At 60.5% G+C, this 8,713-nt stretch carries 9 protein-coding genes; 3 read left to right on the forward strand and 6 right to left on the reverse strand.

Translation table 11 applies throughout. The features are described 5' to 3' along the window. Positions 1 to 140 precede the first annotated feature (140 nt). Together F8N49_RS21635 and F8N49_RS21640 are read left to right on the forward strand one after the other, a co-directional pair. Positions 141 to 605 carry a multidrug transporter gene (locus F8N49_RS21635; protein ID WP_071174448.1) on the forward strand — a complete coding sequence of 155 codons (465 nt, stop codon included), beginning with the start codon at positions 141 to 143 and terminating at the stop codon, positions 603 to 605. Between the two features lie 36 nt (positions 606 to 641). Further along, complete coding sequence (locus F8N49_RS21640) at positions 642 to 1,466, forward strand: SDR family oxidoreductase (protein WP_122747677.1); 825 nt, start codon at positions 642 to 644, stop codon at positions 1,464 to 1,466. 62 nt (positions 1,467 to 1,528) lie between these two features. Here F8N49_RS21640 and F8N49_RS21645 read toward each other — a convergent pair whose 3' ends face one another. The 6 genes from F8N49_RS21645 to F8N49_RS21675 all read right to left on the reverse strand — a co-directional run bounded on the left by F8N49_RS21645 (position 1,529) and on the right by F8N49_RS21675 (position 7,402). Further along, complete coding sequence (locus F8N49_RS21645) at positions 1,529 to 1,798, reverse strand: hypothetical protein (protein WP_151552488.1); 270 nt, start codon at positions 1,796 to 1,798, stop codon at positions 1,529 to 1,531. A gap of 18 nt (positions 1,799 to 1,816) precedes the next feature. Further along, entirely contained in the window at positions 1,817 to 2,266 is a 450-nt protein-coding gene (locus tag F8N49_RS21650) for a hypothetical protein (protein ID WP_122747678.1), read from the reverse strand. 246 nt (positions 2,267 to 2,512) lie between these two features. Continuing rightward, entirely contained in the window at positions 2,513 to 3,370 is an 858-nt protein-coding gene (locus F8N49_RS21655) for an HlyD family secretion protein (protein WP_071174445.1), read from the reverse strand. Positions 3,371 to 3,380: 10 nt separating this feature from the next. Beyond that, positions 3,381 to 3,581: a DUF1656 domain-containing protein gene (locus F8N49_RS21660; protein ID WP_016771611.1), complete on the reverse strand. Its 201-nt coding sequence runs from the start codon at positions 3,579 to 3,581 to the stop codon at positions 3,381 to 3,383. After that, the gene (locus F8N49_RS21665) at positions 3,571 to 5,763 is read right to left on the reverse strand and encodes an FUSC family protein (RefSeq protein ID WP_151552490.1); all 2,193 of its coding nucleotides are present in this window, start codon (positions 5,761 to 5,763) and stop codon (positions 3,571 to 3,573) included. The genes F8N49_RS21660 and F8N49_RS21665 overlap by 11 nt, the downstream gene beginning before the upstream one ends. A gap of 139 nt (positions 5,764 to 5,902) precedes the next feature. Then, positions 5,903 to 7,402: an efflux transporter outer membrane subunit gene (locus tag F8N49_RS21675; protein ID WP_151552492.1), complete on the reverse strand. Its 1,500-nt coding sequence runs from the start codon at positions 7,400 to 7,402 to the stop codon at positions 5,903 to 5,905. 275 nt (positions 7,403 to 7,677) lie between these two features. Between F8N49_RS21675 and F8N49_RS21680 the strand changes: the two genes are divergently transcribed. Beyond that, on the forward strand, positions 7,678 to 8,646 hold the full coding sequence (locus F8N49_RS21680; protein WP_024011667.1) for a LysR family transcriptional regulator: 969 nt from the start codon (positions 7,678 to 7,680) through the stop codon (positions 8,644 to 8,646). Positions 8,647 to 8,713 lie beyond the last annotated feature (67 nt).

Here is an 8,713-nt window from a genome sequence, read left to right on the forward strand (position 1 = left end):
GCTCCCACAATTCAAATGCATATCTGTGGGAGCGAGCCTGCTCGCGAAGAGCCGGTCAGACGCCGCAAGTCCCGATGCCCATCGCCAACCTCCCCCACGCTTAGGTAGGATGCCTCTCTGTCTCTGCGAGGTTATCCGACATGTTCATCGGCATCCTGCTGGTCATCACCTGGCTGATCCTGCTGCTGCGCTATCCGGCCAAGGCCTTGCCGGTGTCGGTGGCCGCTGCCATCGGCCTCGGCTTCGTAGCCATGTGGGTGGTGTGGCTGGACAACCGCGAGATCAAACAACTGGCGCGCCTGGAACTGCGCATTGCCTATGCTCCCGAACAATGTCCGGCCGACCGTCCACTGCAATTGAAAATGAACAACGGTAACGATGTGCCGCTGACCGAACTGCGTTGGCGCATCGCCGCGTACGCGCCGGGCGATACGGTCAATCTGGCCGACAATCAATACACCGCCCCGCGCTATCGCGGCCCCGGCGAACTGCAGGCCGGCGCCACCTGGGAAGATTGCTTGCCCTTGCCGCCACTGCGTCCCGGCTATCGCCCGCAAACCCTGGAGTTTCGCGCCGAGCATTTGCAGGGTAGTTTTGCCGACTGATCCCCTCCCCCGACTTTTTTGCACAAGGAATGCGCCATGCCCGTTGCGTTGATTACCGGTTGTTCCAGCGGCATCGGCCGCGCCCTCGCCGACGCGTTCAAAGCCGCCGGCTACGAAGTCTGGGCCAGTGCGCGCAAGACTGAAGACGTCGCTGCGCTCAGCGCCGCCGGTTTCACCGCGATTCAGCTGGACGTCAACGATGGCGCCGCGCTGAAACAACTCGCCGAGCGTCTGAACCAGCAACATGGCGGCCTTGATGTACTGATCAACAACGCCGGTTACGGCGCGATGGGGCCGCTGCTCGACGGCGGCGTGCAGGCGATGCAGCGCCAGTTCGAGACCAACGTGTTTTCGATTGTCGGCGTCACCCGCGCGTTGTTTCCGCTGCTGCGTCGGGCCAAGGGGCTGGTGGTGAATATCGGCAGCGTGTCAGGTGTGCTGGTCACGCCATTTGCCGGCACCTACTGCGCTTCGAAAGCGGCGGTACACGCGTTGAGCGATGCCTTGCGAATGGAACTGGCACCGTTTGGCATCCGTGTGATGGAAGTCCAGCCCGGCGCGATCGAATCGAGTTTTGCGAAGAATGCCGGACAGGAAGCCGAGCAATTGATCAACGAGCAATCGCCGTGGTTTCCATTGCGTGAAGGCATTCGGGCACGAGCCAAGGCGTCCCAGGACAAGCCAACCCCGGCCAGTGAGTTTGCGGCTGAGCTGTTGAAAGCGGTGCGGCAGAGCAAGCCGCCACGGCTGGTTCGCATCGGCAACGGCAGTCGGGCGTTGCCGTTGCTGGCGGCGTTGTTGCCGAAGGGTTTGCTGGAATCGACGTTGATGAAGCGCTTCGGGTTGCACCTGAAATTCTGATCCCGAGGTTTGAGGTCGCCAGCGGCGAGCTCAAACCATCACGACCTAGTAACTGCGGAGCATCAACGCGGTACGGCCGTCAGATTGGGCAGGGATTCAAACGCTGGAGATTGTCCCTTTGCCGCCGGGTATAACAACTGGATGGAGACTGCGACTTCCTTGCCCGGGATTAACACATACCGGTCACCCGGTGGCGTAGCCAATTCGACAATCCCCTCTTTTGCATCATGCACTACATCAAGCCACGGATTGGCGTAAATGCTCGTTCCCGTCGGTAAACCCGCACTTGAAAACTTCCATTGGGCAATCGATTGATCACCGGCTTTAACCATAACGTCATAACTGTAGATTCAGCCGCCGGTCACAGTATCCTGCCATTTTGCAGCAAATACCTGACGGGTCGAGATCGCCTGCTTTCCATCTGGCTGGACGAGTACAGGAAAGTAACCTACCTCATAACTGGGCTGATAATAAACCATGCCGAATATTTCGGAAATTTTTGAAGAGTCCATGTTTACAGGTGTTGTAAACGTCAGCGTGCGCCGCGGATTCCACCCTTCAAGTTGATCCTCGGTAACGGTCAAAGTACTGATCTTCAAATCTTCTGAATAGCTCATCTGTGCTCCGCTGGAAGGCATCGAAGCGTGCAGGAAAGCCGCACCGTCGCGGGCCCGAAACTGTAAACGTGAGCCAACGGGAGGTGGCGTACCATCGGTCAACATTGTAAAACTTAAAGTCACCGGCTCACCGCTGACTATATGACTGATGTAATCGTCCATCCTGATACTAATCAGTTCCATAATTTAACATTCCTTTTTAAAAGCAAATATATGCCGAGGCCTGAATGCAATCGGCAAAAACTTATATCAATGGGGTCGTGCCATATTCATGGCGACAGGAAAACACTAACACAATGATGAGTTAAGAAATCGAAGCACAACAGCAACTTACAATTAACCAAACCTTCAAAAAAGAAAAAACCAAACAAACAAAACATAGCCCAGAAGTAAAAATCGCGAGAACCCTGACTTTCTCGCGACATACTGTTAGTTCAGGCCGTCAACTATGACCGTGCAAGTAATTCCCGCCGCCAGCAACACCCCCGCCGGCACCTCATCAATGTGAATCCTTACCGGCACCCGCTGAGCCAACCGCACCCAGTTGAACGTCGGATTCACATCTGCAATCAGCTCGCGGCTTTCAGGGTTGTCGCGGTCGTAAATCCCGCGCGAAATGCTTTCGACATGGCCCTTGAGCACTTCGCCGCTCATCAATTGCATGTCGGCTTGGTCACCCACTTTGACGTGAGGCAGTTTGGTTTCTTCGAAAAAGCCGTAAACCCAAAATGAATTCATGTCGACCACGGCCATCTTCGCCTCGCCAATGCGCGCGTAGTCGCCGCGATGCACATTGAGGTTGGTCACGTAACCGTCGACCGCCGCGCGCACTTCGGTGCGTTTCAGGTTGAGTTCGGCGGCTTCCAATTGCGCCTGGGCGTGTTGGTAATCGGCCAGCGCGGCGTCAGCGATGTTGCTGGCGTCGTCGCGGTTCTCTTTGGAGATCACCAGATTGTCGAGGTCGGCGCGGCGGTGCGCGTTGACCTTGCGCATTTCCCAGGTCGACTTGCGCGAAGCCACCAGTGACTGCGCCTGCTTGACCGCGATGCGATAGTGCTCGGGGTCGATGCGCATCAGCAGATCGCCCTTCTTCACCAGTTGGTTGTCACGCACCGGCACTTCGACTACCTCACCGGTGACGTCGGCGGCAACGTTAATGATATCGGCACGCACGCGACCATCGCGGGTCCACGGCGTGTTCATGTAGTGTTCCCACAGCGTGCGGCCGATCCACAGCGCCAGGGCCAGTACCAGCAGGGTCGCGAGCAGGCTGAAAAACTTTTTCATCAAGATGTTCTCAACGGTAGACAGTCAGCGCCATGGCGCCGAACAGACAGGTAAACAGGCTCAGACGCAGCAGCGCCGGGTGCCAGAAAAAACGGTACAGGTCGAACCCCGAGAGGAAGCGGTCAACTGCCCAGGCCAGTCCCGCAGCAATGAAAAACATCAGGGTCATGGTCGGCATGTACACGCCGTGGAAGGCGATTTCACGAGGCATGGGCGAGTCCTTCGGGCCGGGCAGAAGCGAATTGGGCGAGGGGTGATTGCGGGTCGAGCAACGAGGTGCGGATGAAGTGCAGGTAGCTTTTCACCCGGCGCAACGCCGAGGTATCGAAGTGCGGCGCGAACGGCTCATCGGTGGCGGCGACGCGGCTGATCGCGTGATCGACCGCCACCAGTGCGCGTTCGAGATTGCTCGCGTTCGGCTGTAGAAACAGGCGCACCAACGCGCGCCCCATCACGCGGATTGCCTGGCGCCACGGCTGCGATTCGGCATACGCCGGGTGCACCGGCAGGATCGCCTGTTCCTTGCGCAATTCGATGATCGCGTGGCCGACTTCGAGCACCACGAACATCCAGCGCAGCAGACTCTTCTGCACCTTCGGTTGTCCTGCCGCGAGGCCATAGGCCTGATGCAGCAGATCGCGGGTGCGGCTCTCGAAACGCGAGGCCAGGCCCTTGAGTTTGCCGCTGATCGCGTAGACCACTTGGCCACGCAAGTCCTGCTCCAGGCGCTGCCACAGCCAGCGACTGTTCGGCGGCAGAATGATCGCCCCCGCCGCCGCACACACGAGCATGCCCATGACCATGGCGATGTAGTCGTTGATGAAGGTGTAGGGGTTGTAAATCGTGAGGTTGTCCGGCACTGAACCGGTGCTGAAAAAGATCAACAATCCGAGGCCGACACCGGCGTATTGCGGTCGTGAAGCGAGGAACGAACCGAGCACGATCACCGGCGCGAGCATCATGCAGAGCAAGGGGAAACCGTCGATCAACGGGAAGATGAAAAACATCTCGACGAAGCCGATCAGTGCGCCGAGAAACGTGCCGCAGGCCATTTGAAAGGCCATGCGTTTGGGGTTCGGTGTCGCGGCGGAAAGGCCGACGGTGGCGGCGGCGATCAGGGTCATGGTCGCCCCGCTCGGCCACGCGGTGGCGACCCAATAACTGCCCAACACAATCAGGATGAACGAGGCACGAATCCCCGACGCGGCCGCCGCCCACCAGTTGGTTTGCGGAGTGAACGGCTCGTCCCAGCGCTCGCGTTCGTGGCGGTGCTCGGCCAGGGACGCATGGGTCTGCGCATAGCTGTGCAGGTCATCGACGAAGCGGTAGAGCAATTCGTAGGCGGTGTGGAAATCCAGTTGTTCGGCTTCGCTCGGAGCAGTGTCCTGAAAGATCCCGCGCAGGGTTCGGACACGTGCCGGCAGACCTTCCTTATAGGTGGCCAACGCGGTCGCCAAACGTGCCGCATCGGGGCTGGTCAGGGCGCGACCGCTGAAGCTGTCGAGCACTTCGGCGAGGTCCTGCAAGCCCGGTTTGATCGCCGCCACGACATGCTCTTCGCCATTGCCGCGCAGGCGTTCAAGCAACTGATGCAAGGCGTTGAAGCGCGTGGTGATGCCCATGAACTCGCTGTTCAAACGACTCAGACGACCGTTGCGCCGGCGCATGTGCGGGTCTTCGAACACGGTCACGCTGCGCAAGCCTTCCAGGCCGACGGCTTCGGCAATGAAGCGCACGTTGCTGGCTTCGAACGCCTCGGCTTTGCTGCGCCCGCGCAAGCCATCGGTGACGAACAAGGCGAACACACCGAAGCGCTGATACAAGGCGTTGCGCATCGCCGCGCTGGCGGTCTGCGGCAGGATCGCCGCGCTGATCAGCGTCGAACAGAGAATCCCCAGCGAGATCTCCAGCACCCGCCACACCGCCGCCATAAAGGCGCCGTCCGGGTGCGCCAGCGCCGGTAATCCGACCATCGCTGCGGTGTAACCGGCGAGGACAAAACCATAGGCGCGAAAGTTGCGGCAACGCGCGGCACCGGCCGAGCAGATGCCGACCCAGATCGCCAGCGAGCCGAGAAACAGCTCCGTGTTCTGCGCGAACAAAGCGATCAGCGTGACCATCATCGCCGATCCGGCCAGCGTGCCGAGCAAGCGATAGAAACTCTTGGCGAACACCTGACCGCTCTGCGGCTGCATGACGATAAACACTGTGATCATCGCCGTACGCGGTTGCGGTAGTTCCAGCCGCATCGCCAGCCACAGGGTGAGAAACGCGGCGAGCAACACCTTGAAGATATACACCCAGGTCACGCCATCGCTGCGTGCCCAGTCGAAGAAACCGCGACGCCATTCCAGGGAGTGGAGCCAGCGTAGAGGGGCGGGCAAGGAGGTCATTGAAAATACTCAGGCATGCAATGCGGACTCGAAACCTGTGGGAGCGAGCCTGCTCGCGAAAGCGGCGTGTCAGGCAACATGTTCATTGACTGATACGCCCTCTTCGCGAGCAGGCTCGCTCCCACAATGGATGCTGTGTTCAACGCAGCAGCGCCGGGGTTTTCGGGGCTTGGGTCTGCTCGGCTGTCGGTACGTCATCACCGGCACCGAGGCCACCCCCCAAGGCAGTCACCAGCTCGGCATGCGCACTCAACCGCGCCGCCTGGACCTGCTGCTGCACTTGCTGCTGTTTGAACAGCAAGGTCTGCGCATTCAGCACATTGAGGTAATCGGTGAGGCCGCGTTGGTAGGCGATCATCGCGATGTCGTAAGTCTTCTGCGCGGCAGCCACGGATTCGGCGGCGAAGTCCTGCTGCTTATCCATCGATTCGCGACGGATCAACTGGTCGGAAATGTTCTTCAGCGCGTTGATCAGGGTCTGGTTGTAGTGCGCCACGGCGATGTCATAACCGGCCGCCGCTTCGCCCAATTCGCCACGCAGTCGACCGCCGTCGAAGATCGGCAACGAGATCGCCGGGCCGACGTTGTAGTTGAGTTTCTTGCCGGTCAGAAACTCCAGCGCGCCGCCGCCAGTGGCCATGTAGCCGAGGCTGCCGACCAGATCGACGTTGGGGTAGAAACCGCCGTGGGCGACATCGATGCCGCGCGCCTGCGCCGCCACTTGCCAGCGACTGGCGACCACGTCCGGACGCTGGCCGAGCAGTTCGGCGGGCAATGCCGAGGGCAACTTCAACGGCGCCGCGAGGGACAGCGTCGGCCGTTGCAGTTGCGCCGCCGCGCCCGGGCCTTTACCGGCCAGCGCAGCAATCTGGTTGCGGTTCAGGGCGATTTCCTCGTCCAGCGCATCGAGTTGGCGATGGGTTTCCGGCAACGGCGTTTCGGCCTGGCTGACTTCGAAGTGCGTGCCGATGCCACCGCTCAAACGCTTCTGCGCCAGATCGAGAATCTGCTGTTGCTGTTTGAGCATTGCGGCAACGATGTCGCGCTGGGCGTAATGCAGCGACAGCTCGATGTAGGCGCGGACGATGTTGTTCTGCAGTTCCAGTTGCGCCAGGCGCGCCTCGGCCACGCTCACATGGGCCAGATCCACTGCGCGTTCACTGGCATTGCGCTCGCGGCCCCAGAGGTCGAGGGCGTAACTGAAGCCGAGCGCGGCGTTGTTGTCCCACGTGGTGGTGTTGGCCAGATCGCCGGGGCCGTAGAACTGATCGGTCGGCCAGTTGTGGCGCTTGAGGGTCGATTCGCCATTGATCTGCAACGCCTCGGCCGCTTCGGCAACACCGGCCATAGCCTTGGCCTGACGCACCCGCGCAGCGGCCATGGCCATGCTCGGGCTGCCTTGCACGGCGAGGTCGATCCAGCGATCAAGTTGCGCGTCACCAAACGCCTGCCACCATTGGGCGCTGGGCCAGTGGGCGTCTTTGGCGGCCTCGGCAATGGCCGCGTCGGTGGCCAGTGAATCGGCCGCAAGCGTTTCGCCGTGAGGGGCAATGCCTTGAGTTGAGATGCAGCCGCCGAGAGCCAGGGTTAAAGCCAGAACACTGAGCGGCAAAAGCGCTCTGTTGATGCGACGCGGCACAGCTGCGAATTCCTGAGAGAGGGATAGATCGAGGACCGTGCAGGAGCTGCCGCAGGCTGCGATTTTTGATCTTGCTTCCCTTAAAACAAAATCAAAAGACCGCAGCCTTCGGCAGCGCCGGCACAGGATCGGCGCAATTCTATGGAGCTGCCTCTGCGGCGATAAGCTGGGATTTCTGTGAATCTTTGTTACGGTTAACGAGATAATCCCTTGGTCGGGGGTCTCAGCCCCTGAAACTTCGTGTCACAATTTGCCATCTCCCTTGAGAGCACCCCATGGACACTTTGCAAAACATGCGCGCCTTCAGTTGTGTTGCCGAAGCGGGCAGCTTCACCGCCGCCGCCGTGCAACTGGACACCACCACCGCCAACGTCTCGCGCGCGGTCTCCAACCTCGAAGCCCATCTGCAAACCCGTCTGCTCAATCGCACAACCCGGCGCATCGCCCTGACCGAGGCCGGCAAGCGCTACCTGCTGCGCTGCGAACAGATCCTCGCCTACGTCGAAGAAGCCGAAGCGGAAGCCAGCGACGCCCACGCCCGCCCGGCCGGCCAGCTGAAAGTGCACACCATGACTGGCATCGGTCAGCACTTCGTCATCGACGCCATCGCCCGCTACCGCAAGACCCACCCCGACGTGACCTTCGACCTGACCCTGGCCAACCGCGTGCCGGACCTGCTCGACGAGGGCTACGACGTGTCCATCGTGCTGGCCAGCGAACTGCCCGATTCCGGCTTCGTCTCGCAACGCCTGGGCATCACCTACAGCATCGTCTGCGCCTCGCCGGCCTACGTGAAAGCCAACGGCGCCGCGCAGAAACCCAGCGACCTGCTCAACCACGCCTGCCTGCGCCTGGTCAGCCCGGTGATCCCCTTGGAAAAATGGGCCTTCGACGGCCCGGACGGCCAGGAAACGGTCACCATCAACAGCTCACCGTTCCTGGTGAACTCCGCCGACGCCATGAAAACCGCCATCACCAGCGGCATGGGCGTCGGCGTGCTACCGGTCTACGCCGCCATCGAAGGCCTGCGCAACGGCACCCTGGTGCGCGTGATGCCGAACTACCGCTCGCAGGAACTCAACCTCTACGCGATCTACCCGTCGCGGCAGTACCTGGATGCGAAGATCAAAACCTGGGTGGAATATTTGCGCGGATCGTTGCCGGAGATATTGGCGGCGCATCAGGCGGAACTGGTTGCGTATGAGTTGAGCGGGAGTCTGGCTGGCGCGCGCGTCGCCACCTGACTTTAAACACCGCTAACTTCGTGTAGGAGCTGACGAGTGCAACGAGGCTGCGATCCTTTGATTTTTC

Source organism: Pseudomonas sp. GXM4 (assembly GCF_008923895.1).
Classification (GTDB): domain Bacteria; phylum Pseudomonadota; class Gammaproteobacteria; order Pseudomonadales; family Pseudomonadaceae; genus Aquipseudomonas; species Aquipseudomonas atacamensis.

Excerpts from the sequence above, each read along its gene's own strand:
- F8N49_RS21665 (WP_151552490.1), bottom strand. The coding sequence starts at position 5,763 with ATGACCTCCTTGCCCGCCCCTCTACGCTGGCTCCACTCCCTGGAATGG.
- F8N49_RS21655 (WP_071174445.1), bottom strand. The coding sequence starts at position 3,370 with ATGAAAAAGTTTTTCAGCCTGCTCGCGACCCTGCTGGTACTGGCCCTG.
- F8N49_RS21680 (WP_024011667.1), top strand. The coding sequence starts at position 7,678 with ATGGACACTTTGCAAAACATGCGCGCCTTCAGTTGTGTTGCCGAAGCG.
- F8N49_RS21645 (WP_151552488.1), bottom strand. The coding sequence starts at position 1,798 with ATGGTTAAAGCCGGTGATCAATCGATTGCCCAATGGAAGTTTTCAAGT.
- F8N49_RS21640 (WP_122747677.1), top strand. The coding sequence starts at position 642 with ATGCCCGTTGCGTTGATTACCGGTTGTTCCAGCGGCATCGGCCGCGCC.
- F8N49_RS21660 (WP_016771611.1), bottom strand. The coding sequence starts at position 3,581 with ATGCCTCGTGAAATCGCCTTCCACGGCGTGTACATGCCGACCATGACC.
- F8N49_RS21650 (WP_122747678.1), bottom strand. The coding sequence starts at position 2,266 with ATGGAACTGATTAGTATCAGGATGGACGATTACATCAGTCATATAGTC.
- F8N49_RS21635 (WP_071174448.1), top strand. The coding sequence starts at position 141 with ATGTTCATCGGCATCCTGCTGGTCATCACCTGGCTGATCCTGCTGCTG.